Raw genomic sequence first — 22,060 nt, forward strand, 5'->3', positions numbered from 1 at the left:
TCTTCGCGCGGAGCGGGGTGATAAAAACCGCAATCGGATAAAATGATCACCATATCGACAAAGGCGTCATTCGGGAATTGGGCGCTTCCGGATATATGCGGAGAAAGCGGGCTGCGAGGGACGCTGGCGTGCGCGGCAAGAACTTGGTAAATCGTTCCCCATAACTCTGCAAACACGTTTATAGCGACCCTATCCGGAAAAGCAGCAGGTAATGCGGCAACTCGGGATCAAATAGAACACTGCTACCGAGTGGCGGGCACCGCCTCCCCCCTGCCCCCCGCCGTCCGGGAGCGTTCACGGAAGCGGAGGTGCTCAACGTGCAGACGCAGACACAGGTGCGGGAGCTCATGGGCATGAGCGTGACCGACACCCATGGGACGAAGGTCGGCACGGTCAAGCAGGTCTACCTCAACGACGACTCCGGGGCCCCGGAGTGGGTGACCGTGCACACTGGCTGGTTCGGAATGCGTGAGAGCTTCGTCCCGCTGTCCGGGGGCCGCAAGGGCCAGGACACTCTGCAGGTCCCCTACGACAAGGAGACCATCAAGGGCGCGCCGAACGTCGATGCCGACGAGCACCTTTCGCATGCGCAGATCGTGGACCTGTACAGGCACTACGGCGTGCGTCCCCCGGCCGGCCGCCGCACCGGCGGGGAGACGGGCACGTCCGAGACGACCGAGAGCGCGCGCACGGCCGGCACCACCGAGACGAGTGAGACCACCCGCCCCGCGGGCACCGCCCCGCCGAAGGGCGCCGCCGAGACCGCGGGCACGGCCGGAACCGGCGCTGCGGAGACCGGAGGCCGTGCCGAGGCCGCCGGCAGTGCGAACCCCCCAGGGCCGACGGGTCCTGCGGGTATGGCCGTCCACCCCGAGCGCGGCAAGCGCGGTGCGGCCGGCGAGCGGGCCCCCGGGCGGACCATGCCGCCCCAGTCGGCGCGCGAGGGCGCGGAAGCGCCGATGACCGAGATCACCCGCTCCGAGGAGCAGATGCGCATCGGCACCGAGCGGCACGAGGCCGGCCGCGTCCGGGTGCGCAAGTGGATCGAGACCGAGATGGTCGAGCAGACGATCCCGGTCTCGCACGAGGAGATCCGGATCGACCGGGAGCCCATCACGGGCGGCGGCCCGGACCCGAAGGTGACCATCTCCGAGGCCGACCAGGAGATCATCCTTTACGAGGAGCGCGCGGTCATCACCAAGGAGACCGTGCCGGTCGAGCGCGTCCGGCTCCGCACCGAGCAGGTGCAGGACGAGCAGACGGTGCGCGGCGAGCTCCGCAAGGAGCGCATCGAGGTCACGCGTGACGACGGCGCGCGCGGCCCCCACCTGGAGGAGCGAGGTGAGGGCGGCAGCCCGTCCGCGTGACCCGATCCTGAGCCACCCCGGATGACGGCGCGCCCCGTCGGCCGATTCTCACCCGCCGGCCGACGGGGCGCCCGTCCCGGCGCGTGCCGCGAGGCCGCCGGTGGCCGGGTGTGGTCAGCGGGGGTGGTGTGGCGGAGCCTTCAGGGGCGTCCGCCCGCTTCTCGATGCCTGCGTCCACTTCTCGGGACGCGGTGGCCGGGTGGGCGGGGGATGTGCGGGCCACCCGTGCGAGCGGCTTAGTTCGGCCCATGATTCAACTTGTGAATTTAGTACCCGTCAAGCCCTCTTCCATGATTTCCACAAGGCGGCGGCCGGTGCTGTGAAGATCCATTGACAGCCGGCCGGGCGCCGGGGGAGGTTCCAGATGACGTCGCCGGCGCAGGGGTCATGGCCGTCCGGGCGAGCCATGACCCCGGCGTCCGGCCGCGCGCGGTCCGCCGGGCCGCGCGGCGTCCTTCGGAGCGACCCAGGAGGGACGAGTTGCCACACTCCCACAGACGTGTCATCGCCACCCGGATCGGGCGATCACTGGTCGCGCTCGCGACCGTCGCCGCCCTGCCGTCGGCCGTGGCGGCGCAGCCCGCGCTGGCCGAGGCGCCCCAGCGGGCCCCCTACCTGAACCCGCGGCTCCCCGTCGCGCAGCGGGTGCAGGACCTGCTCGGCCGCATGACGCTGCAGGAGAAGGTCGGCCAGATGACGCAGGCCGAGCGCGGCGCCGTCGACGGCGACCGCGACCAGATCACGAAGCTGGCCCTCGGGTCGGTGCTGTCCGGCGGCGGATCGGTGCCCGCCGACAACACCCCCGCGGGCTGGGCGGACATGGTCGACGCCTACCAGTCCAAGGCGCTCGCCACCCGCCTGAAGATCCCGCTGCTGTACGGGATCGACTCGGTGCACGGCCACAACAACCTCGTCGGCGCCACCGTCTTCCCGCACAACATCGCGATGGGCGCGACCCGCGACCCCGGCCTCGTCCGCCGGGAGGAGCAGATCACGGCCATGGAGACGAGGGCGACCGGACCCCAGTGGGCATTCGCCCCCTGCGTCTGCGTCACCCGCGACCTGCGGTGGGGACGCGCGTACGAGAGCTTCGGCGAGGACCCGCGGCTCGTCATCCAGATGGAGACCGGCCTGGAGGGCTTCCAGGGACGGCGCAAGAGCGACCTGGCCACGAACCGGCACGTCCTGGCGTCCGCCAAGCACTACGCGGGCGACGGCGACACGAAGTTCGGGTCGTCCACCAGCGGGACGTACACGATCGACCAGGGCGTCACCGTCACCGACCGCAAGCACTTCGCCGCGGTCGACCTCGCCCCCTACGTCGTGGCGGTCAAGAAGTACGGCGTCGGCAGCATCATGCCGTCGTTCTCCAGCGTGGACTGGAAGGAGGACGGCGTCGGCAACCCGGTCAAGATGAGCGCGAGCAAGGAGCTGCTGACCGACGTCCTCAAGCAGAAGATCGGGTTCGACGGCTTCCTCATCAGCGACTGGGAGGCCATCCACCAGATCCCGGGCGACTACGCCACGCAGGTCCGCACGTCCGTGAACGCCGGCATGGACATGTTCATGGAGCCCTACAGCGCGCCGCAGTTCGTCCAGACGCTGCTCGCGGAGGTGCAGGCGGGCCGCGTGCCGATGGCGCGGATCGACGACGCGGTCGGCCGGATCCTGAAGGCGAAGTTCGAGCTCGGCCTGTTCGAGCGCCCCTACACCGACCGGAGCAACGCCAAGACGATCGGGTCGCCCGAGCACCGCGCGGTCGCTCGCGAGGCCGTCGCCAAGTCGCAGGTCCTGCTGAAGAACTCCGGGAACGCGCTGCCGCTGAGGAAGAACCAGCGGATCTACGTGGCCGGGACAAACGCCGACGACATCGGCAACCAGGCCGGCGGCTGGACGGTCACGTGGCAGGGCTCGTCCGGCGACATCATCCCGGGCACGACGATCCTGGACGGCATCAAGCAGAACTCGTCCCACGTCACCTACAGCGAGGACGCCTCGGCGCCCACCGCCGGCAGTGACGTCGGCATCGTGGTGGTCGGCGAGACGCCCTACGCGGAGGGCGTCGGCGACGTCGGCAACGGCCACACGCTGAACCTGTCCGACGCGGACAAGGCCGCGATCGACAAGGTCTGCTCGGCGATCAGGACCTGCGTCGTCCTGGACGTCGCCGGACGCCCGCAGATCGTCACCGACCAGCTGCCGAAGACGGACGCGTTCGTCATGTCCTGGCTGCCGGGCAGCGAGGGCGCCGGCGTCGCGGACGTCCTGTTCGGCAAGCGCCCGTTCACCGGCAGGCTGTCGGTGACCTGGCCCACCGGCGAGGGCCAGGAGCCGATCAACGTCGGCGACCGGGACTACCGGCCGCTGTTCCCCTACGGCTACGGCCTGAAGACCCGCGTCCGCGGCTGACGGACGTCCCGCCGGGGGCCGGTCGCCCGCCCCACCCCCAGGGCGGCCGGCCCCCTCGGGCAGCCGTGCGGGTCACGGACCCGCAGGTCACGGCCACCGTGCTCCCCGGCCCGTTTATCCCGTTTCCCACGGGTGAGGCTGCTTCCAGCGCCCGACTGGCGGAGCGCGAAGGGAGAGCGGGTGGAACGGAAGCCGCGGGTGGCGTTCGTCCTCGGGGGCGGAGGCGTGCTCGGCGCGCACGAGGTCGGCATGCTCCGGGCGCTGCGGGAGACCGGCGTGCGCCCCGACCTCGTCGTCGGGACGTCCATCGGCGCGCTCAACGGCGTGCTCGTCGCGGCCGGACCGGACGCGGCGGTCGAGCGGCTCACCAGCCTGTGGTCGGACGAGTCCGTCCGCGAGGTGTTCGGCTCACCCTTCATCTCCCGGCTGTGGCGGCTGGCCCGGTCCGGTACCCACCTGCACTCGAACGAGCCGCTGCGCCGCATGCTGGACGAGCTGCTCCCCGTCCCGTCGTTCGAGGAGCTGGAGATCCCGTTCCAGTGCGTCGCCGCGGGGATCGAGACCGCGATGGCGCACTGGTTCACCGAGGGCCCGCTGGTCCCGGCGGTGCTCGCGTCGTCGGCCGCGCCGGGGCTGCTGCCGCCCGTCCGGATCGGGGAGCGGCACTACTACGACGGCGGGCTCGTCCACAGCATCCCGGTGAGCCGGGCCGTCATGCTCGGCGCCACCGAGATCTACGTCCTGCACGTCGGGCGGATCGAACGCGACCTCGCGCCCCCGCGCTGGCCCTGGGAGGTCGGCCTCGTCGCGTTCGAGATCGCGCGCCGGCACCGGTTCTTCGAGGAGATGGCGACCCTCCCGGAGGGCCTGACCGTCCACGTCATGCCCGCCGGGGCCAGGTCGCAGAAGGCCGGAGTCGACCTCACCCAGGTCCGCTACAGGAACGCGTCCGGAATCCGGGGTCACATCGAACGCGCCTATCAGGCATCGTTGGAGTATCTGAAAGAACGAGCGTGAGATGCTGCCACCCCGAATCGTGCGCCGCCTGGTGTGCACGCCGCTGCTGTTCCTCCTGACCCTCCTGGTCGTGGTGCTGTTCCCGGTCGCCTATGCGGTGGCGTATCTGGCCGGACGCGAGCGGAAGCGGGCCCTGCGCCTGCTGTTCTTCACCCTCACGTGGGGGACCCGGGAGACGTCGGCCGTCCTGGAGTGCGGATGGCTGTGGGTCCGCGGCCGCGCCCGCGACGACCGGAACTACGACATCATCGGCCGCTATGTCGGCGCCCTCTACGCGTCGGCGCAGCGGCGGCTCGGCCTGGACGTCGAGGTGGACGGCACGTGGGACGGCTCCGGCGGCGACCGCCCCCTGATCGTGCTCAGCCGGCACGCGGGACCGGGCGACGCGCTCCTGATCGTCCACCACCTGCTGAGCGAGTACCGGCGCCGCCCCCGCGTGGTCATGAAGGCGATGCTCCAGCTGGACCCCTGCATCGACATCGTCGCCAACCGGGTGCCGAACGTGTTCGTCACCCCGGGCGGCGCCGCCGACGCCGTCGGCCGACTCGCCGAGGGCCTCGGCGGACGCGAGGCGCTGCTGATCTTCCCCGAGGGCGGCAACTTCTCGCCGGAGCGCCGCCGCCGCGCGATCCGCCGGCTGAGCCGGATGAAGCGTGCCGAGGAGGCGACCCGCGCCGCCGCGATGCGCAACGTCATGCCGCCGCGCCCCGGCGGCGTGCTGGCCGCGCTCGAATCCGCCCCCACCGCCGACGTGGTGTTCGTCGCGCACTGCGGGCTCGACCACATGGCCACCGCCGGGGACATCTGGCGGCGCGTCCCGCTGACCGGCCCCGTCCGCGCCCGCTGGTGGCGCGTCCCCGCCGAGGACATCCCCGGCGACCGCGACGCCCGCGTCCGCTGGCTCTACGAGAACTGGGAGCGCGCCGACGCGTGGATCAGCACGCAGCGAGCCCCGGCGCCCAAGTGACATCATGGACGCAGTGACATCATGGACACAGTGACATCATGGACGCATGGGCGATGAGGGGTCCGTGCGGGTCGATCTGTGGATCTGGTCCGTTCGGCTGCTGAAGACCCGCTCGATGGCGACGACCGCGTGCCGGGCGGGGCATGTCCGCGTGAACGACGAGCGCGCCAAGCCGTCCACCGCGGTCAAGCCCGGCGACGTCGTCCGGCTCCGCCATGACGGGCGGGAGCGGATCGTCGTCGTGCAGAAGATCGTCCGCAAGCGGGTCGGCGCGCCCGCCGCCCAGGAGTGCCTGATCGACAAGAGCCCGCCCCCGCCGCCGCGCGAGGCGCTCATCCCGGTCGGCCGCCGGGATCGCGGCGCGGGCCGCCCCACCAAGCGCGACCGCCGCGAGCTCGAACGCATCCTCGACCGCTACCGCATCCTGAACAACCCGCCGGAGGACGAGTAGCGGCGAGGCGGGCGAATCAGGGCAGGCCGGGTCAGGGGCCCGCTCCGAAGCGGCGTTCGGACTCCAGCGCAGACGCCACGTCCCGCGGATAGGCGCTCCGCGCCCAGAGCAGCAGCAGGCCGTTGGCCGCCAGCGGCAGCAGCGCCAGCAGGAACACCCGGTCCAGGCCGACCGCCGCCTCCCCGCCGTCCCCGAGCACACCCGACAGCCAGCCGAACAGCACCGGTGCCGCCGCCTCCCCGGACATGCGCACGATCGTCCGGATGGCCTCCGCGCGCCCCCACAGCCGGAAGTGGACGACGTCCAGCCGCACCGCGTCCAGCGGGGGGTTGGCCGCGGCCAGCGCGGCGGCGCCGAGCGCGAACAGCGGCAGCGCGATCAGTGCCTGCTCGGTGAGCAGGCCGGGCAGGAAGAGCAGCGCCGCCACGGCGAACGCCACGGTCGGCACGTCGACCCGTGCGTTCAGCGCGCCGCCGCGCAGGAGCCGGTCGGACAGCCGTCCGCCGACGAGCACCCCGGCGAACGCGGCCACGCCGAGGGCCAGCAGGAACGCCGACAGGCCGCCCCGCCCGACCGCGTACCGGTCCAGCACGAACACCATCCCGAACGTGCGCAGCCCGGAGAAGAAGAAGTAGCCGGCCGCGGACGCCAGGATGATGATCACGTTCGTCCGGATGGTGAGCACGTGCCGGGCCGCCTGGAGCAGCGTCAGGCGCTCGGGGTCGGTGGTGAGGACGTTCCTCGGGTCCGGCTCCACGCCGGCCGCCTGCACCTGCCGCTGCGCGAGCTCCTCTCCGCCGCGTCCGCCGGAGGGCGCCTGCGCGCCGCGCTCCGGCTCGGCCAGCATCCACCACAGCAGCGCGGCGAGGACGAACCCCAGCGCCGCGACGAACCAGAACGCCACCCGCCAGCTCAGGAACGCGGCGATGTTGCCGCCGGCGAGGAGCCCGAACCCGACCCCGACCAGCTCGCCGGCGAGGACGCGCCCGTACGTCGCGGCCCGTTCCTCCGGCGGGAACAGGTCCCCGATCAGCGACGCCACTGTGGGCCCCGCCGTCGCCGTCACGGCGCCCAGCGCCACCCGCGACGCCAGCAGCGACTCGAACGAGTCCGCCAGCCCGCCGACGACCATCGCGAGGCTCCACAGCACCACGCTTCCCGCCAGCAGCGGCACCCGCCGCACCCGGTCGGTGAGCTGCCCCACCGGCACCGTCGCGACCGCGCCGACCGCCGCCGGCGCGGCCGTCAGCACCCCGACCTGCGTGTTGGTGACGTGCAGGGACTGCCGCAGTTCGTGGACGATCGCCCCGATCACCCCGGCGTCCGCCGCGTTCAGCGCCATGACGCAGGCCATCAGCACGACGACGTGAGCCTTGCCGCGGCCCCCCAGCCGGTCCGCCAGCGCGGTTCTCATCTGCCTCCACGGCCGCGGGGTCGGCGCCGGTGCCACCCGGCGTCACCGCCCGTGCGCGACCCGGGTATGTGCGGCCGGGCCGCGGACTCGATGACCTCGTATTCCGCCCCCGGCGCCCCGCCGGGGCGTCAGTCCGCTCTCGCGCCGGGGGCGGGGGCGATGAGCGCGTACATCATCAGGACGCACAGCGCGATGGTCAGCACCGACCAGATCGGGAACGCGGCCAGGAACGCCAGGTGCCCGAGGGCGGCGAGGAAGGCGAAGACGATGCCGATCACCCGCGCCCACATCTGCCCGGCCAGGACCCCGAAACCGATGATGATCTGCAGGGCGCCGAGAGTGAGCCAGAACACCCCCCACGCGGTGAAGTCGAACACCAGGATCTGGCCGGAGTTCGCGACGTAGTAGTCGTCCTTGAACAGGGCCACCACCCCGTCGATGACGTTGAAGGCGCCCACCACGAGGGAGAGGATCCCCGCGAAGGCGAGCCATCCGGAGATCTGGTAGTCCTGGCGGCTCGGGGTCGCCCGACCCCCGTGGGTCATTCTCGTCGTCATGGGACCTCCTGATCGAGCTGCGAGTTCATGCTGTGAAGTCCCCTTTGTCGGATCATGGGGAACCGGGTCGCCGAGGCATTTGAACGCCCCTTGAGGCAAACGTGGGATGGGCGTGCCCGTGGATGACCAAGCCGCCTACGCGGGCTGCGCGAGCTCGGCGACGATGCGCTCGATCTCCCTGAGCGCGTAGCCGGCGATGGCCCGCTGACCCGCCTCGGCGTCCTCGCGGGTCTCCTCCAGGTCGCCCAGGACGACGATGTTCTCGTCGTTCAGCGTCGTCGCGGGCGCGGTGTAGTTGAAGCTTCCGGCGATCACCAGCCGCTCGTCCACGACCATCAGCTTGTGGTGCACCTTCCGCACCCCGGTGCCCGGCCTGTTCGCGAACAGCTTCACCCCGGCGGCCTTCAGCGGCTCGGTCGCGGCCCACGCCTGGACGCCCTGCCCGTGGTCCAGAACCCCGCGGATCCGCAGCGACGGGGCGAGCCGGATCATGGTGTCGTCGATGCCGGACGAGCGGGCGAAGGTGAACATCGCGAAGTCCACGCTCGCCGACGCCTTGAGCATCTGCTTCATGATCTCCATCTCGGGCCCGTGCCGGGGTGCGAACAGCGGCTTCACGCGGACCCCGCCCAGCCGGAACTCCGCCGGACGCGCCTCGGCCCGCTCGTGCAGGGCCCCGAACGTCCCCGACCGCATCCGCAGGAACTCCTCCAGGTAGAGGGAGGAGGCCCGCTGCCCCCGCAGCACCACCACGTGGTTGAGGTTGTTGCCCGCCTTGCCTCCGCTGCCGGCCCCCGCAGGGTTGGTGCCGGTATCGGTGAGCGTGAAGTTCGCCGACCCGGTCAGCACCGCCGCCGTCGACTCCCCCTCGTCCCGCACGATGAACTTCTGGTGGAAGATCGCCGGGTTCAGGTCGGTGACGAGGTCGACCCCCGCCCGCAGCAGCGCCGCGTAGATGAGCCGGTTCTCCTCGTTGGGCCCCGCCGCCGCCCACGGGTCCGCGAGGGGCCGCTCCTCCCGCAGGTAGTCCCCCTCCAGGATGATCTGCACCCGCACCCCGGCCGCCCGAGCCGTCAGGACCGCCTCCGCGATCCCCCGGGAGTCCAGCTCCTGGACCGCTATGCGCAGCGTGTGCCGCGCCCCGCCGATGAACTCCCGGACCACCGCGTCGAGATCGTCGGGCCCGCCCAGCGACGTCGGACCCGCGAACAACTCGATTCCGCCCACGCGAACCGGCATAACATCCCCCAAATCCGACCATCTGCTGACAGTTTTCCCCTGTCCGCCTCCTCCGCTCACCATCGGCGAGGCCACCACCGGCCCAATTCGTGCAGTGGTCATTGTGCAAGAGTTGTTGTGCAAGATGCTTTGTGCATGTGAGGATGAGCGCGTGATCGATTCGGACGACGTGCCCAAGGTGACCGACTCCCGGGTGCTGGCCGCGATGTCGCATCCGCTCCGCCGGCGCCTCATGGACGTGCTCAAGGTCTACGGGCCGTCCACAGCGAGCGTCCTCGCCGACCGGACCGACCAGGCCGTGGCCAACATCAGCCACCACGTGAAGGTGCTCGCCGCCGCGGGCCTGATCGCGGAGGCGCCGGAACTCGCCCGGGACCGCCGCGAACGCTGGTGGCGGCTCGCCGCGCCCGAGCTCCGCTGGGTGACGGGCGACTTCGACGACGACCCGTCCCGTCAGGCGGTGGCCGACGCGGCGGTCTCGCTCGGCCTCGACCGCCAGATCGGCCTGGTCCGCGCCTGGCACGCCGTCCGGGAGCAGCGGGCGGCGTGGAACGGCGCGGCCTTCTCCGTCGACAAGTGGCTGCACCTGACCCCCGCCGAGCTGGGCGAGCTCGAGCAGGAGATCCTCGCCGTGCTCGACCGGTGGGAGCGGCGGGACGTCCCCGACGACGGGCAGGACCGCGAGCCGGTCTTCCTGTTCGCCCACGGGGTCCCGGCGGAGCCGTGACCGTCCTCGCCCCGGCGCCCGGCGGCCTGCGCCGGCGCCGCGACTTCCGGCTGCTCTGGACCGGCCAGGCCACCGGCAAGCTGGGCAGCAGCGTCACCGGCGTGGCGCTTCCGCTGGTCGCGGTCGCCGTCCTCGACGCGGGCACCTTCCAGGTGGCGCTGCTCTCGGCCGCGGCCTGGCTGCCCTGGCTGCTCATCGGCCTCCCGGCGGGCGCCTGGGTGGACCGCCTTCCCCGCCGGCCGGTGATGCTGGCGTGCGACGTGACGGCCCTGCTGCTCTTCCTCAGCGTCCCGGTGGCCGCCTGGCTCGACCGGCTGACGATCGCCCAGCTGTCGGCCGTCGCACTGGGCGCCGGGTGCACGGGCGTGTTCTTCCAGACGGCCTACCAGGTCTACCTGCCGTCCCTGCTGGAGCGTGACGAACTGGCCGAGGGCAACGCCAAGGTGCAGGCGACCGAGGCCGCCGCCCAGGTGGGCGGCCCTGGCGTGGCAGGCCTGGTCACCCAGCTCGCGGGCGCGGTGAACGCGCTGCTCATCGACGCGGCGAGCTACCTCGTCTCGACCCTGTGCCTCCTGGCCGTCCGGACCCGCGAGCCCCGCCCCGCCCGCGTGCGGCGCGGGTCGCTGCGCGAGGAGATCGCCGAGGGCCTCCGGTTCGTGGCCGGCGATCCCTACCTCCGGGTGCTGACGCTGTTCTCGGCCGCCAGCAACGTCTGCCTGTTCGGATACCAGTCGATCCTGGTCGTGTTCCTGGTCCGCGAGGTGGGCGTCACCCCGGGCATGGTGGGGGCCCTCGCCGCCGCGGCGAGCCTGGGCGCCGTCGCCGGCGCCGCCGCGGCCCCCGTCCCGTCCCGGCGCTTCGGTTCGGCGCGCACCCTGCTCGCCGCCGAGATCGGCGCGGCGCCGTTCGGCCTGCTGATCCCCCTCACCGCACCGGGAGCCGGACTGCTGCTGACCGTCGCCGGCGGGTTCGTCATCGCGGCTGGAGTCGCGGCGGGCAACGTCATCAAGGGCAGCTTCCGCCAGACCTACAGCCCGCGCGCCCTGCTCGGCCGGATCACGGTGACCATGCAACTGGTCAGCTACGGCACCATCCCGCTCGGCGCCCTCCTGGGCGGCGCCCTGGGCACCGCCTTGGGCGTCCGCCCCGCCATGTGGATCAGCACGGGCGGCCTGGCCCTCACGGGCCTGATCCTCCTGACGGGCCCTCTCCGCCACCACAGGGATCTGCCGTCCCACCCCGTCTGAGTGGGGTTTCAGCCGCCGGGTTTGCGTGCCAGGACGAGCCGCCCCCGCGGAGTGCCGTCCTCGCGCGTGCCCAAGGCCGTCAGGGGGACGGTCGTCACGGTGAACCCGGCGGCCGCCAGGTCGCTGCGGAGCGCGTGCAACGGACACGTCCGGTAGTACATGACGAACGGGGGACGCCAGACGGCGTTCCGGACACGCATGACCACGTCGAACCCGAGCAGCGCCCAATACTGGAGGGACGCGATGGGCGGCGGCGCACCGACAGGGAAGGCGAACAGCCCACCGGGCCGCAGGGCGCGGTACACCCCGCCGAAGAGCGCCGGCCGCTCGCTCGGGAGCACGTGCCCGAGCGCCCCGAAGGTGACCGCGAGGTCGAAGGCCTCCCGGAAGGGCAGGTCGCGGACGTCGGCCCGCACCCACCCGGCATCCGGATGTGCTCGCCGCGCCTGCTCGAGCATCCCCGAGCTGAAGTCGACCCCGGTGACCCGCCCATCGCACAGGGGCCCGAGGACCCGCATGCCCGCGCCGGTTCCGCAGCACACGTCCAGCCCCTGACCGAACGGACCGAACGGCCGCAGGGCGTCGGCGGTGGCGTCCAGGACGTGGTCGGGCGTGCGGAAGGGCGTGTGGTCGAACTTGGGAGCGAGCAGGTCATATCCGCGCTCCACCGACGACAACGCCTGAACCGCGAGCTCCCACAAGGACGGCCCTCGCTCCGAAAACACCCCCCAACCCTACGTCCCCGCCCCGTCCGAGGCCCTCACGCCTTGGCGCCGCGTTCGCGCAGGGTCGCCACCCCGTCCCCGCTGAGCTCGTCGCAGTAGTCCGCGCGTCCGGTCATCGCCATGATCAGCGCCAGCGTGGAGCCGGACACCGGGGACCCGGAGCCGGCGGTGAAGGGCCCGTCGGTCGCGGCGAGCCGCAGCCCCTCGATCCGGCCCTTGGCCAGGACGACCTGGTCGGAGTCGGCGTAGTACTCGGCCAGCGGGGTGAGCACCGTGATCGGGTGCTCCCGGCGGATGCCGAGCGGTCGCCGGATGTCCTCGCCGTGCACGATCGTCTCCCCGAGCATCGCCATGACCGGCAGCGGCGGCTTGGTGGTGCTGGTGACGGCGCGTCCGAACCTCTCAAGGGTCTCGGCGGCGGACGCCCCCAACTGCTCGTTCAGCCGCATCGCCACCTGCTTGTCGAAGTCGAAGCGGCAGCGGATCACCCCCGCCATCCATCGCACCGGCCCCAGGCTCGCCCCCGCGGTGAGGTGCGCGAGGACCTCGCGGACCGACAACCCGTCGCACAGCGACGGTGTCGCCCACCGTGCCTCGGGCAGATCGGCGAGGTCGGCCGCCAGCGCCGCCCGCTCCTCATGAACGAGCCCCCACAGCTCCGCGCGTGTCGGCTTGCCCGTCTCCGGCGTTACCTCGGTCATGTCGGCCATCCTGGTGTGAGGTCTGGTCTGCGTGTCCTGCCCGAGTGCGGACCTCCGCCACCGCCCGAAATCATCGCCCGCCGTCGAAGGAAACCCGCTTGCGAGCGATGCGGCGCCTCAGCCCGCCCTCACGTCGAGCCGAGGCCTGTGAGCAGCCGCGCCACGTCGAGTCCGGTGTTCAGGTAGTCCACGAACAGGGAGTTGTTCAGCGCCCATTTCGACCGCCGATACCGAAGCAGGAAGACGGCATCGTCGGTGCTGTGGCCCAGAAGCGTGAGGGCATGGGCGATGACAAGGCCGGAACGGTTGTAGCCGGAATGGCAGCGGACCAGCACGCGCCTTCCTTGCCGGACCGACTCCGCGACCGACTCCGCCGCACGGCAGACCGCCTCGATCTGCTCGGCGGTCAGCGGCCCGTCCGGAACCTCGACACGGCGGTGCTCGACCCCGGCGTCCGGACCGTGCCCTTCGCGCACGTACAGACTGATCACGAGATCGAACTCGCGACCGACCACGGCCGGCGTCCGGACACCGGCCGGATCCCGGTAGTAGTGCCCGCCCATCCAGAGCATCGGGACGATCTCGTCCCAGGGCGACTCCGCGTCAGGCGCTCCCCGGCCCTTGGTCCGCATGGCCTACTCCCGCCACCGCCCGACAGCAGCAGGCCGGGCAAGATCAACTGGTCACGGCGTCACCGTACCACCCGCCCCGCCGATCGCCCCGAACTCCAGCCTCTGCTGCGGCGTGTGGGGAAAACGGGCCCGCTTGGTGCATACGGCCAAGAGTGGTCACTTGGGGGTGGGCAGGTGGTGGGTGTCGCGGAGGACCAGGACGAGGGTGGTCAGCAGGCCGAGCAGTCCGAGGCCGGTCGCGGTCGCCGCCGGGTCGGGACCGTCGTTCAGTGAGAAGCCCAGAAGGGCGGTGGCGTTGGCCGTCGCGCCCGCGGTCAGGAACGCCGTGCCCAGGCGAAGACGACCGGCACTCGGCGGGACGACGTGCGGCCCGGCGGCGGCGATCGTCCGGCAGGACTGGACGGCGCCCAGGGCCAGGGCCGTCCACCAGCAGGAGAGCACGACGGCCCGCACGATGTGCGGCTCGCTCGCGGCCCCGGCGCGGACGGCGATGACGGCGCCCGCCCCGAGCGCTGCCGGTACCGCGAGGCGGGACACGGCGATCCGGCACGTGGCCGTGAGCGCGCGGAAGACGGGGAACGGGGCGAGGAGTGCCAGGCCCGCGAGGAGCAGGGCCATCCCGGCTGACATCAGCGGGGAGTGCCCCGCGGCCTGCGCGGACCGTCCACCCAGTTCGGCGGTGGCCAGCGAGGCGAACCAGCAGGCGAGGGCGACCGCCACGGCCATGGTCGTCATCCGCAGCCTGCGCCGGCGCGGCGACGCGCCCGGCCAGACGACCGGGTGCAGCCACAGGCCGGCGATGCCGGCCAGGGTGTCGGGCAGGCTTCGCCAGCGGGCCTCCCGGATCTCGGCCTCCAGATCGGGGCCCCAGCGCGCGCGGACGGGACGGGGATACAGGCTGAGCAGCAGCGGCGCGAGCCTCATGCCGTCCCCACCCCGAGGTCGCGCAGGCCGACCGCGGCGATGTGCGCCATCGCCCGCAACTCCTGCTCCAGCGTGGTCCGGCCTTCGGGGGTCAGGCGGAGCGTGCGCTGCCGGCCTTCCTCGGGCAGCGGCTCGATGAGGTTCTTCGCCTCCAGCCGGGTCAGCGCGCCGTAGAGGCTGCCCGGGCCGAGCCGACGGCCGGTGAGCCGCTCGATCGCCGTGTTGATCGCGTAACCGTGCAGCGGACCGTTCGCGAGGACGGTGAGCACCAGCATCTGCGCGTCGTTGCCGTGCATGGCTCCGATCGTAGTACGCGCCACGATGCTACGCATTACGTATTATGTTCCGCGTACTACTCGTGGCGTACTACGTGCTGCGTACTAGGCGACCGGCGCGTCCCCGACCTGGAAGGCCCGTGATGAGAACCTCCGCCACCCCCGCGACACCGATGATCTGCGCCCGTGGACTGTCCAAACGGTACGGGCGCACGCAGGCCGTCAGCGGCCTCGGCCTCACCGTGGAGGCCGGCCAGATCTGCGGCCTGCTCGGCCCGAACGGCGCGGGGAAGACCTCCGTGATGCGGATGCTGGTCGGCCTGTCCGCCCCGGACGCCGGCGGCGCGACGATCCTCGGGCGGCCGGTTCGCCTCGGCGCCGCGGTGCTCCGACGCGTCGGCGTGCTCATCGACGGCCCGGCGTTCGTGCCCCACCTGTCCGGCCTCGCCAACCTGAAGCTGCTGTGGTCGGCGACCCGGCGCGCCTGGCCGCCGCCCGCGCTGGACGCCGCGCTCGACCTCGCCGGACTCGGCCCGGCGATCGACCGCAGGGCCAAGGGCTACTCGATGGGGATGAAGCAGCGGCTGATGCTGGCGCAGGCGCTCATGCGGGCGCCCGACGTGCTGATCCTCGACGAGCCCGCCAACGGGCTGGACCCCGCCGAGGTGCGGGCTCTGCGCGAACACCTGCGGGCACTGGCCGGACGGGGAGCGGCGGTGCTGCTCTCCAGCCACCAGCTTGCCGAGGTGCAGCAACTGGCGACCCACGTCGTCGTCATGGACCGCGGCCGCCTGGTCACCGCCGGGCCCCTCGCCGACCTGCTGGACGATACCGGCGCCTATCTCGTCCAGGTCGACGACGGCGAGCGGGCGGCCGCCGTCCTCGGCGAGATGGCGGGCGTCGCCACCGTCACGGCCCAGGGCGGCGAAGTCACCGTCGCCGCCCCTGGGGTCCCCTCACGCGATCTCGTCCACGCCCTGGTCACGGCCGGTATCGGCGTCGCCGGCGTGCACCGGGCGAGCCGGTCCCTGGAAGAGGCGTTCCTCACCATCACCCAAGGAGGCGACGGGCATGCTGCGCGTTGAACTGACCAGCCAACTGCTCCGCGTCCGCACCCTCGTGGCGCTCGCCTGCCTGGCCGCCGTCCCCGTCATGGCCGCGCTCGCGACCGCGTCCCATGCCGGGCACCGCAACGGCACCCAGGGCGGCCTGTTCGGCGCGGCCCCTTACTCCGCCCTCAACCACGCCATGGCGAGCCTCCAGTTCATCGCCCCCCTGCTGCTTCCCATCGTGGTCGCGCTTCTGGCCACGGCCATCGGATCCGCCGACCGAGACTGGGGGACACTGCGCTACCTCTACGTCGCCCCGGTCACCCGCTCACGGCTGCTCGCCGGAAAGCTCGCCGCCGTCGCGATCGTCACCGTGGCCGCCACCGCGTGCGTGCTGGTGGCCGGCCTGCTGAGCGGCCTCGCGCTCTTCGGCTGGCATCCCTTCCACATCATCGACGCGCCCGCCCTCACCACCGGCGACGCCATCGCCCGCGTCCTGGCCGCCGGCGGCTACACCGTCCTCTGCATGCTGAGCATCGCCGCGATCGCCCTCGCGCTCGGCCTGCTCCTGCCCCGCGGCGCCGAAGCCCTCGGTACCGCCATCGCCTTCGTCGTCATGGCGACCATCCTCGACGGCCAATCCGCGCTCCACGCCGTGACGGTCGTCCTCCCCGTGCACTACTGGCAGGCCTGGACGCACCTGTTCGACCCGTCCGGCACCACCCACCTCGCCACCGGAACCATCGCCCAACTCGTCACGATCGGCTTGGCCGCCGCCGTTGCCGCCCTCGTCCTCGCAAGACGGGACCCGGCGGCATGACGCGGAGACGGCGTTCGCGTCAGGCCTGCCAGAGGGCGGCCAGTTGGCGGGTGGCGAGGCGGTCGGGGATCGCGCGGAGGGCGGCGTCCCGGAGCCAGGCGGTGGCGCCGGTCCTCGAGGTCAGCCACGACTGCCGGGACGCTTGCGCCATGAGGCGGTTGGCGCGGGGGCGGCGTTCGGCGTCGTAGCGGCGCAGGCGCTCGGCGACCTGCGACGGTCCGGCGTCCTCCAGATGGCGGGTGATCGCGGCGGCGTCCTCGAAGGCCTGGCTGGCGCCCTGACCGAGGTCGGGGGTCATGGCGTGCGCGGCGTCGCCGAGGAGGGCGATCCGGCCGAGGGCGTAGGTGGGGAGCGGTCTGGCGAGGCAGGCGATCGCGTCGACGTAGACGTCGGCGGGCGGGGTGGCCTCGATCAGGGCCGGGACCGCCGGATGCCAGTCGGCCATCAGGGACAGCATCTGCCGGCGTGCCTCGTCTGGGGCGGGCGGGGTTCCGTGCAATGCGGAGTCGGTGAACCAGTACAGGCCGCCGTCCCTCAGCGGGAACAGGCCGAACATCGACCCGGTGCGCCGGTCGACGAGGATGCCGGCCAGGAGGTCGGTGACGTCGAGGCCGGCGGGTGCGGGCAGCGTTCCGCGCAGGTCCAGGCGGCCGACCCGCCGCAGGCCGGGGTGGCCGGGGAAGAGCCGGACGCGCAGCGTGCTGCCGATGCCGTCGGCCACGATCACCGCGTCCGCCGCGTCCACCCGCTCGCCGCCGCTGATCACCGCGACGCCGCTCTCGGCGGGGTCCAGCCGCTCGATCGCGGTCCCCGTGCGCACGGACTCGGGTGGCAGCGGGGCCCGCAGCGCCTGGTGCAGTTCCGTGCGGCCCACGACGGCCGGGGCTCCGACCGTCCGCCGGGCCTCTCCCGCGTCCGTGACCAGCAGCGGCCGCCCCCGCCAGTCCCGCAGCCCGCCGGTGGCGGCGGGCGTCTCCTCGCCGCGGCCGGAGCGGACGGCGTCGCCCAGCCCCAGCGCGTCGAGCGCGCGGACGCCGTTCGGCATGATCACGACGCCGGTGCCCGCCTCCCGGAGTTCGGCGCCGCGCTCGTACAGCACCACCTCGTGCCCGGCCCGACACAGGCCGACGGCGGCCGAGACGCCGCCCAGACCGGCTCCCACCACGACTACGCGCACGGACTCGCTCCTTACCACTACGATCGTACTAGTACGAAGACTGCCATACGATGACGGGGTGCCGCGGACCAACCCCGGACGGCGCCGAGACCTCACCGATGCCGCCATCGACCTGCTCGCGGCGTCCGGTGCGCATGGCGTGACCCATCGCGCGGTCGAGAAGGCCGCCGGGGTGCCCCAGGGAACGGCCTCGAACTACTTCCCCAGCCGCGAAGCGCTCCTCGTGGCCACCGCGGAACGCGTCGTCGAGCTGCACCACGCCGACATGGACGACGCCGCCCGCCCCGAAAGGGCGAGCGGCGCCGGAATCACCGAGCTGCTGACGGAGTCACTGCTCGCGGCGGCCACCGCGCACCGCACCCGCTATCTCGCGATCTTCGAACTCCAGCTGGAGGCGACACGGCGGCCGGCCCTGGCCGCGGCCCTCGCGGGGTTGCAGGACGCGTCGGTGCGCTTCACCGCCGGCCATCATGCCGAGCTCGACCTCGCCATCCCGACCGAGAAGATCCCCACTCTGATCGCGCTGTACGGCGGCGCGCTGTTCACCCTCGTCACCGCGCCCCCCGAGTACGTGAGCGCGGAATTCGTACGGAGCATCGCGCACTCGATCGTGCACGGCGCCCTCTCCTCATAGCCGCGCCTGAGCAGGGGCCGCAGGAGGTCGCGCCCGTCAGGCCAGTTGGCGAGCGCGCACCGCTCCACCGCCGGGGCGTGGGTGGTGACCGCGCGCGTCCAGGACGGTGCCGGGCAGGGCCTCAGCTGTCAGGCGTGTGGTGCTGCCGGACGGCGTCGAGGACCTCGCCGAGCTGGCCGCGGGCCCGGGCGGAGCGCAGGTGGTCGAGGTAGTCGCGGGACTCGACGATCTTCCCGTCGCGGACCCGCAGGACGAAGACCCCCGGGAACGCGAACGGCTCGCCGGTCTCCACCACGGTCCCCTCGTACTGGAACTCGGCCACGATGACCTCGGGATCCGCGGTCTCGTGGACGGTGATGCCGGTCGGCCGGCGGCGCAGTGTGTGCCCCGTGTGGGCACCGGGCGGGGCGTTGAAGCCGAAGTGCTCGCGCAGCTCCTCGCGGGACCGCAGCGGGGGCGCCTCGAGTGGGTGGAACGGGTGCTCCACGTGCGTCTGCTCGGCGTAGAGGTCGAGCACCTCTTCCCAGCGCTCCTCGCACACGCCGTGCACGAGCTTCAGAAAGACCTCGCGGGGGGTCAGGGGTTCTGGCATGGCATCAAGGTAATTCACTGACGAATTATTCGTCAACGAACTAATTGGAATCGGCGCCGGTGCCATGAGGGCTTCCGTCCGCGCGGTCGCGGGCGAGTGCGACGGTCCCGATTGACGATCTCGGAAGATCGCGACAATCTATGGCTAACCGTTAGCGGTGGCGCCTCCCGAGTCGGCAGGGCGCGGCGGCGGGGGACTCGACGACCTGAACCGGGCTGGGGGCTGAGCGCGATGGGCCGGATGGTGCTGGTGTTCCGCCTCGTGACGGCCGACGTACGCCGGCATCCCGTCCAGGCCGCGATGCTCCTCGTCTCGATCACCGCCGCCACCGCCACGCTGGCCCTGGGGCTGTCACTGGGACAGGCGACCGACACGCTCTTCCGCCAGACCCGCGCGGCCACGGCCGGACCGGACGTCGTAGCGCTCACCCCTGGCACCGGGCGGACCGCGGCTTCGGCCATGGCGGCGCTGGAGCGTGCTCCCGGGGTCGCCGGCCACAGCGGGCCGTACCGCCAGTACTACACGGCGCTGACGGCGCACGGCCTGACGTCGCGCGCGGTGGCGCAGGGCGCCGACGCGGCCCCGGGCCCGATCGATCGCCCGCTGGTGACCTCGGGCGGCTGGGTCCGCCCGGGAGGCGTCGTGGTCGAGCGCGGCTTCGCGGCCGCACTGGGCGTCCGGGTCGGCGACCGCGTCACGGTCGCCGGCCGCTCGCTTCCCGTCGCCGGGATCGCCGTGACCTCGGCGCACACCGTCTACCCGTGGGCGGCGATGAACGGGCCGGGCGGCGGGCCGAGCGACGCCAACGGCCTGGTCTGGGTGAGCCGGACCGACGCCCGGGTGCTGGCGGCCGCCGACCTCCCGGTGACCTCCCTGCTCTACCTGAAGCTGCGGGACCCCGCCGCCGCCCGGGAGTTCGTGGTCTCCCGCCGCCCCTACAGCGACGAGTACCCGACCAACTTCTTCACCTGGCAGTTCATGGCCGAGCAGGACGGGGTCCTGCTCAAGGACAGCCAGCCGGTCCTGGTCGTCGGCAGCTGGCTGCTCAGCCTCCTGGCGATCGCCGGCGTGGCCACGCTGGCCGCAGGACGTGCCGCCGAGCAGACCCGCCGCGTCGGGCTGCTCAAGGCCGTCGGCGCCACTCCCGGCCTGGTCGCCGCCGTCCTGTTCGCCGAGTACCTGACGCTGGCCCTGCTCGCGGACGCGCTGGGCCTGGTGATCGCCCGGCTGGCCGCGCCCGCCGTCGTCAACCCCTCGGGGAGCCTGCTCACCGCCGCCGCCGGCCCGAGCGCCGACACCGTCCTGCTCACGACCGTCGTCGCCCTGGCCGTGGCGGTCCTGACCACTCTCGCCCCGACCGTGCGGGCTCTGCGCACGGAGACCGTCACCGCGCTCGCCGGCACCGCCCGCCGGCCCGAGCGCCGGGCCCGGCTGAACAGGGTGTCGGCGCTGCTGCCGACCCCGCTGCTGCTGGGACTGCGCCTGATCGCCCGCCGTCCCGGCCGCGCCGTCCTGCACGCCTGGAGCATCGCGATCACGATGATCGGTGCGACGGGCATGCTGATGCTCTACGCCCAGCCCGTCTACGACTACGGCCTGGGATCCTCCAAGCTGGGCAACGTGAAGGTCGAGCAAGGACGCCACGCACTGCTCGCCGTCACCGTCGCGCTGGCCGTGCTCGCCGCGGTGAACATCATCACGATCGCCTGGACCACCGCGCTGGAGACCCGCCGCACCATGGCCGTCGCGCGCGCCCTCGGCGCCACCCCCGGGCAGGTCACGGCCGGACTGTCCACCGCGCAACTCCTGCCGACCCTGCCCGGCACCGTCATCGGCATCCCCTTGGGCGTCCTCGCGGCCGGTGAGCTGAGCGCGCCGCCCGCCTGGTGGCTGTGCGCCGCGGCGCTCGTGTCGCTCCTGGCCACGGCGGCGCTCACCGCCCTGCCCGCGCGCATGGCGGCCCGCCGCTCCGTGGCACGCACCCTCAGCGCCGAAGCGCCCTGAGCCCGAACCCGAAGCCGTCCGCCCGCGGGCGGTGAGCGGGCTCCGTGAGGGGGCGCGGACGGGGGACCTTCGGCCCTAGCCCGCCGGGCCCGGGGGTGTGTTCTGGTGGAAGGAGACGTGGTCGCGGGGCAACCGGCTCCACGCGGCCAAAGCGAGCGAACCGGGGGGGAGACGTTCATGGAAACCGGGATTCTGATCAGGTGGGGCGCGCCGCGGCAGGGACGCGAGAAGGACGCGATGGCCCTCTTCCAGAAGTCCGTCGAGCACTACAGCGGCCTCGTCAAGGACGGGAAGCTCACCTACTTCGAGCCCTTCATGCTCGGCAGCGGCGACTCCGAGATCGAAAGCGGCTTCGTCATCATCAAGGGAGAGGTGACCCAGGTATTCGAGCTGCTCGACGATCAGGCGCACCGCGACCTGATGGCCCAGGGCAGCGTGCTGGTCGAGCACTACCGCCTCGACATGCTCGCCGTCGGCGACAGCATCAAGCGGTGGCTCGGCGACTACGAGCGCGGGCTCACGGCCGTGGGAGCCTAGCCCGGCCGACAGAGCGCCAGGCGTGGAGCCCGCGGGACCAGCGGGGTTCCGGCGTCGTCGAAACGCCCCGGGCCATGAGGCCCCGGGGTGTTTTGACGGGCGCCCGCGCCGCCGCGCGGAGGCCCGTCGGCCGCTCGACCGGGACGGCCTGCTCGCCGCAGACGGACGTGGTGCGCCGGACGGCTCAGGGCCGCTGCTGGATGCGGACCAGGTTGCCCGCGGGGTCGCGGAAGGCGCAGTCGCGGATCCCGTACGGCTGATCGGTCGGCTCCTGGACGACCTCGGCTCCGCCGGCCTGCACCTTCTCGAAGGCGGCGTCGAGATTCCCGGTGGCCAGCAGGATAAAGCCGTAGGTGCCCTTGGCCATCATCTCGGCGATGAGGCGCCGCTCCTCGTCGGTGAACTCGGGGCCGACGGCCGGCGGCGCCAGCAGGATGGACGTGTCGGGCTGGCCCTTCGGCCCGACGGTGATCCAGCGCATCTTGCCCTTGCCGACGTCGTTGCGGACCTCGAAGTCCAGATCGTCGCGGTAGAAGGCCAGCGAGGCCTCCGGGTCGTCGTGCGGAAGGAAGCTCGCGTGAACGGTGATGTCCAT

The 22,060-nt window shown here is 72.6% G+C and carries 23 protein-coding genes; 12 read left to right on the forward strand and 11 right to left on the reverse strand.

From position 1 onward, the window contains the following. Positions 1-317 precede the first annotated feature (317 nt). The 5 genes from ABWI07_RS02930 to ABWI07_RS02950 all read left to right on the forward strand — a co-directional run bounded on the left by ABWI07_RS02930 (position 318) and on the right by ABWI07_RS02950 (position 6,211). The gene (locus ABWI07_RS02930) at positions 318-1,367 is read left to right on the forward strand and encodes a DUF2382 domain-containing protein (RefSeq protein ID WP_149260245.1); all 1,050 of its coding nucleotides are present in this window, start codon (positions 318-320) and stop codon (positions 1,365-1,367) included. Between the two features lie 480 nt (positions 1,368-1,847). After that, positions 1,848-3,776: a glycoside hydrolase family 3 protein gene (locus ABWI07_RS02935; RefSeq protein WP_235036906.1), complete on the forward strand. Its 1,929-nt coding sequence runs from the start codon at positions 1,848-1,850 to the stop codon at positions 3,774-3,776. A 180-nt stretch (positions 3,777-3,956) separates the two neighbouring features. Further along, on the forward strand, positions 3,957-4,793 hold the full coding sequence (locus ABWI07_RS02940; protein WP_353817526.1) for a patatin-like phospholipase family protein: 837 nt from the start codon (positions 3,957-3,959) through the stop codon (positions 4,791-4,793). A gap of 1 nt (position 4,794) precedes the next feature. Continuing rightward, positions 4,795-5,760, forward strand: coding sequence for a 1-acyl-sn-glycerol-3-phosphate acyltransferase (locus ABWI07_RS02945; protein ID WP_149260243.1), 966 nt, complete (start codon positions 4,795-4,797; stop codon positions 5,758-5,760). A 46-nt stretch (positions 5,761-5,806) separates the two neighbouring features. Next, positions 5,807-6,211, forward strand: coding sequence for an RNA-binding S4 domain-containing protein (locus ABWI07_RS02950; protein WP_149260242.1), 405 nt, complete (start codon positions 5,807-5,809; stop codon positions 6,209-6,211). A 31-nt stretch (positions 6,212-6,242) separates the two neighbouring features. On the opposite strand, the gene ABWI07_RS02955 is transcribed toward ABWI07_RS02950, so the two are convergent. The 3 genes from ABWI07_RS02955 to ABWI07_RS02965 form a co-directional block, all read right to left on the reverse strand. Then, positions 6,243-7,625, reverse strand: coding sequence for an MFS transporter (locus tag ABWI07_RS02955; RefSeq protein ID WP_149260241.1), 1,383 nt, complete (start codon positions 7,623-7,625; stop codon positions 6,243-6,245). 128 nt (positions 7,626-7,753) lie between these two features. Further along, positions 7,754-8,182, reverse strand: a complete 429-nt coding sequence (locus ABWI07_RS02960) for a DUF7144 family membrane protein (RefSeq protein ID WP_149260240.1) — start codon at positions 8,180-8,182, stop codon at positions 7,754-7,756. Between the two features lie 135 nt (positions 8,183-8,317). Continuing rightward, positions 8,318-9,409 carry a phospholipase D-like domain-containing protein gene (locus ABWI07_RS02965; RefSeq protein ID WP_160160949.1) on the reverse strand — a complete coding sequence of 364 codons (1,092 nt, stop codon included), beginning with the start codon at positions 9,407-9,409 and terminating at the stop codon, positions 8,318-8,320. A gap of 163 nt (positions 9,410-9,572) precedes the next feature. On the opposite strand from ABWI07_RS02965, the gene ABWI07_RS02970 reads away from it, so the two are divergent. Together ABWI07_RS02970 and ABWI07_RS02975 are read left to right on the forward strand one after the other, a co-directional pair. After that, a complete protein-coding gene (locus ABWI07_RS02970; protein ID WP_200841963.1) occupies positions 9,573-10,148 on the forward strand; it encodes an ArsR/SmtB family transcription factor in 576 nt (191 codons plus the stop codon). Beyond that, positions 10,145-11,395: an MFS transporter gene (locus tag ABWI07_RS02975; RefSeq protein WP_353817527.1), complete on the forward strand. Its 1,251-nt coding sequence runs from the start codon at positions 10,145-10,147 to the stop codon at positions 11,393-11,395. The genes ABWI07_RS02970 and ABWI07_RS02975 overlap by 4 nt, the downstream gene beginning before the upstream one ends. A gap of 8 nt (positions 11,396-11,403) precedes the next feature. Here ABWI07_RS02975 and ABWI07_RS02980 read toward each other — a convergent pair whose 3' ends face one another. The 5 genes from ABWI07_RS02980 to ABWI07_RS03000 all read right to left on the reverse strand — a co-directional run bounded on the left by ABWI07_RS02980 (position 11,404) and on the right by ABWI07_RS03000 (position 14,673). Continuing rightward, complete coding sequence (locus ABWI07_RS02980; protein ID WP_353817528.1) at positions 11,404-12,120, reverse strand: class I SAM-dependent methyltransferase; 717 nt, start codon at positions 12,118-12,120, stop codon at positions 11,404-11,406. 35 nt (positions 12,121-12,155) lie between these two features. Next, positions 12,156-12,821 carry a maleylpyruvate isomerase family mycothiol-dependent enzyme gene (locus ABWI07_RS02985; protein WP_353817529.1) on the reverse strand — a complete coding sequence of 222 codons (666 nt, stop codon included), beginning with the start codon at positions 12,819-12,821 and terminating at the stop codon, positions 12,156-12,158. A gap of 128 nt (positions 12,822-12,949) precedes the next feature. Next, positions 12,950-13,453 (reverse strand): protein-tyrosine phosphatase family protein, encoded by a 504-nt coding sequence (locus ABWI07_RS02990; RefSeq protein WP_149260235.1) that lies wholly within the window; start codon positions 13,451-13,453, stop codon positions 12,950-12,952. A 156-nt stretch (positions 13,454-13,609) separates the two neighbouring features. Then, positions 13,610-14,377, reverse strand: a complete 768-nt coding sequence (locus ABWI07_RS02995) for a hypothetical protein (RefSeq protein ID WP_353817530.1) — start codon at positions 14,375-14,377, stop codon at positions 13,610-13,612. Further along, positions 14,374-14,673: a PadR family transcriptional regulator gene (locus tag ABWI07_RS03000; RefSeq protein ID WP_149260233.1), complete on the reverse strand. Its 300-nt coding sequence runs from the start codon at positions 14,671-14,673 to the stop codon at positions 14,374-14,376. The genes ABWI07_RS02995 and ABWI07_RS03000 overlap by 4 nt, the downstream gene beginning before the upstream one ends. A 122-nt stretch (positions 14,674-14,795) precedes the next feature. On the opposite strand from ABWI07_RS03000, the gene ABWI07_RS03005 reads away from it, so the two are divergent. Together ABWI07_RS03005 and ABWI07_RS03010 are read left to right on the forward strand one after the other, a co-directional pair. Beyond that, positions 14,796-15,737 (forward strand): ABC transporter ATP-binding protein, encoded by a 942-nt coding sequence (locus ABWI07_RS03005; RefSeq protein WP_353817531.1) that lies wholly within the window; start codon positions 14,796-14,798, stop codon positions 15,735-15,737. Beyond that, positions 15,724-16,521, forward strand: coding sequence for a DUF2705 family protein (locus ABWI07_RS03010; protein WP_353817532.1), 798 nt, complete (start codon positions 15,724-15,726; stop codon positions 16,519-16,521). The genes ABWI07_RS03005 and ABWI07_RS03010 overlap by 14 nt, the downstream gene beginning before the upstream one ends. Before the next feature lie 19 nt (positions 16,522-16,540). On the opposite strand, the gene ABWI07_RS03015 is transcribed toward ABWI07_RS03010, so the two are convergent. Beyond that, complete coding sequence (locus tag ABWI07_RS03015) at positions 16,541-17,698, reverse strand: FAD-dependent monooxygenase (RefSeq protein ID WP_353817533.1); 1,158 nt, start codon at positions 17,696-17,698, stop codon at positions 16,541-16,543. 58 nt (positions 17,699-17,756) lie between these two features. Here ABWI07_RS03015 and ABWI07_RS03020 point away from each other — a divergent pair, with 58 nt between their 5' ends. Then, positions 17,757-18,332 carry a TetR/AcrR family transcriptional regulator gene (locus ABWI07_RS03020; protein ID WP_149260229.1) on the forward strand — a complete coding sequence of 192 codons (576 nt, stop codon included), beginning with the start codon at positions 17,757-17,759 and terminating at the stop codon, positions 18,330-18,332. 121 nt (positions 18,333-18,453) lie between these two features. Here the strand turns inward: ABWI07_RS03020 and ABWI07_RS03025 are convergent, their stop codons facing one another. After that, entirely contained in the window at positions 18,454-18,924 is a 471-nt protein-coding gene (locus ABWI07_RS03025; protein WP_149260228.1) for a nuclear transport factor 2 family protein, read from the reverse strand. A gap of 231 nt (positions 18,925-19,155) precedes the next feature. On the opposite strand from ABWI07_RS03025, the gene ABWI07_RS03030 reads away from it, so the two are divergent. Next, on the forward strand, positions 19,156-20,928 hold the full coding sequence (locus ABWI07_RS03030; protein ID WP_149260227.1) for an ABC transporter permease: 1,773 nt from the start codon (positions 19,156-19,158) through the stop codon (positions 20,926-20,928). A gap of 177 nt (positions 20,929-21,105) precedes the next feature. After that, positions 21,106-21,465 (forward strand): hypothetical protein, encoded by a 360-nt coding sequence (locus ABWI07_RS03035; RefSeq protein WP_149260226.1) that lies wholly within the window; start codon positions 21,106-21,108, stop codon positions 21,463-21,465. A 184-nt stretch (positions 21,466-21,649) separates the two neighbouring features. Here the strand turns inward: ABWI07_RS03035 and ABWI07_RS03040 are convergent, their stop codons facing one another. Further along, positions 21,650-22,060: a VOC family protein gene (locus ABWI07_RS03040; protein WP_149260225.1), complete on the reverse strand. Its 411-nt coding sequence runs from the start codon at positions 22,058-22,060 to the stop codon at positions 21,650-21,652.

It is taken from the genome of Actinomadura sp. NPDC000600, assembly GCF_040492135.1.
GTDB lineage: Bacteria > Actinomycetota > Actinomycetes > Streptosporangiales > Streptosporangiaceae > Spirillospora.

Excerpts from the sequence above, each read along its gene's own strand:
- ABWI07_RS03025 (WP_149260228.1), bottom strand. The coding sequence starts at position 18,924 with ATGCCAGAACCCCTGACCCCCCGCGAGGTCTTTCTGAAGCTCGTGCAC.
- ABWI07_RS02960 (WP_149260240.1), bottom strand. The coding sequence starts at position 8,182 with ATGACGACGAGAATGACCCACGGGGGTCGGGCGACCCCGAGCCGCCAG.
- ABWI07_RS02950 (WP_149260242.1), top strand. The coding sequence starts at position 5,807 with ATGGGCGATGAGGGGTCCGTGCGGGTCGATCTGTGGATCTGGTCCGTT.
- ABWI07_RS03005 (WP_353817531.1), top strand. The coding sequence starts at position 14,796 with ATGAGAACCTCCGCCACCCCCGCGACACCGATGATCTGCGCCCGTGGA.
- ABWI07_RS03010 (WP_353817532.1), top strand. The coding sequence starts at position 15,724 with ATGCTGCGCGTTGAACTGACCAGCCAACTGCTCCGCGTCCGCACCCTC.
- ABWI07_RS02995 (WP_353817530.1), bottom strand. The coding sequence starts at position 14,377 with ATGAGGCTCGCGCCGCTGCTGCTCAGCCTGTATCCCCGTCCCGTCCGC.
- ABWI07_RS03035 (WP_149260226.1), top strand. The coding sequence starts at position 21,106 with ATGGAAACCGGGATTCTGATCAGGTGGGGCGCGCCGCGGCAGGGACGC.
- ABWI07_RS02955 (WP_149260241.1), bottom strand. The coding sequence starts at position 7,625 with ATGAGAACCGCGCTGGCGGACCGGCTGGGGGGCCGCGGCAAGGCTCAC.
- ABWI07_RS03000 (WP_149260233.1), bottom strand. The coding sequence starts at position 14,673 with ATGCACGGCAACGACGCGCAGATGCTGGTGCTCACCGTCCTCGCGAAC.
- ABWI07_RS02945 (WP_149260243.1), top strand. The coding sequence starts at position 4,795 with ATGCTGCCACCCCGAATCGTGCGCCGCCTGGTGTGCACGCCGCTGCTG.
- ABWI07_RS02990 (WP_149260235.1), bottom strand. The coding sequence starts at position 13,453 with ATGCGGACCAAGGGCCGGGGAGCGCCTGACGCGGAGTCGCCCTGGGAC.
- ABWI07_RS03030 (WP_149260227.1), top strand. The coding sequence starts at position 19,156 with ATGGGCCGGATGGTGCTGGTGTTCCGCCTCGTGACGGCCGACGTACGC.
- ABWI07_RS03040 (WP_149260225.1), bottom strand. The coding sequence starts at position 22,060 with ATGGACATCACCGTTCACGCGAGCTTCCTTCCGCACGACGACCCGGAG.
- ABWI07_RS02985 (WP_353817529.1), bottom strand. The coding sequence starts at position 12,821 with ATGACCGAGGTAACGCCGGAGACGGGCAAGCCGACACGCGCGGAGCTG.